Here is a 1,044-nt window from a genome sequence, read left to right as displayed (position 1 = left end):
AGGGCGATTTAGTATGTGGTTGTAGACCCGAAACCAGGTGATCTACCCATGTCCAGGGTGAAGTCCAGGTAACACTGGATGGAGGCCCGAACCCACGCACGTTGAAAAGTGCGGGGATGAGGTGTGGGTAGCGGAGAAATTCCAATCGAACTTGGAGATAGCTGGTTCTCTCCGAAATAGCTTTAGGGCTAGCCTCATGTGTAAGAATCTTGGAGGTAGAGCACTGTTTGGACTAGGGGCCCCCATCGGGTTACCGAATTCAGACAAACTCCGAATGCCAAAGATTTATCCATGGGAGTCAGACTGCGAGTGATAAGATCCGTAGTCAAAAGGGAAACAGCCCAGACCACCAGCTAAGGTCCCAAAGTATACGTTAAGTGGAAAAGGATGTGGAGTTGCTTAGACAACCAGGATGTTGGCTCAGAAGCAGCCACCATTTAAAGAGTGCGTAATAGCTCACTGGTCGAGTGACTCCGCGCCGAAAATGTACCGGGGCTAAACGTATCACCGAAGCTGTGGATGGACATCTACGATGTCCGTGGTAGGAGAGCGTTCTAAGGGCGTTGAAGCCAGATCGGAAGGACTGGTGGAGCGCTTAGAAGTGAGAATGCCGGTATGAGTAGCGAAAGATGGGTGAGAATCCCATCCACCGAATGCCTAAGGTTTCCTGAGGAAGGCTCGTCCGCTCAGGGTTAGTCGGGGCCTAAGCCGAGGCTGAAAAGCGTAGGCGATGGATAACAGGTTGATATTCCTGTACCACCACACTTTTGTTTGAGCAATGGGGGGACACAGGAGGATAGGGTAAGCGCGCTGCTGGAATAGCGCGTCTAAGCAGTTAGAGTGCAAGTGAGGCAAATCCCGCTTGCGTACGCTTGAGCTGTGATGGCGAGGGATTTATCCCGAAGTTCCTGATTCCACACTGTCAAGAAAAGCCTCTAGCGAGGAAGAAGGTGCCCGTACCGCAAACCGACACAGGTAGGCGAGGAGAGAATCCTAAGGTGAGCGAGAGAACTCTCGTTAAGGAACTCGGCAAAATGACCCCGT

Annotated in this window: 1 rRNA gene; it reads left to right on the top strand. The window is 51.9% G+C overall.

Annotated elements, in window-relative coordinates:
• A 23S ribosomal RNA gene (locus tag HNR53_RS23075) occupies positions 1-1,044 on the top strand; the annotation flags it as partial.

Origin of the sequence: Bacillus benzoevorans (genome assembly GCF_014207535.1) — a bacterium.
Lineage (GTDB): Bacteria > Bacillota > Bacilli > Bacillales > Cytobacillaceae > Bacillus_BD > Bacillus_BD benzoevorans.
This window is presented reverse-complemented; position numbering and strand designations above follow the sequence as displayed.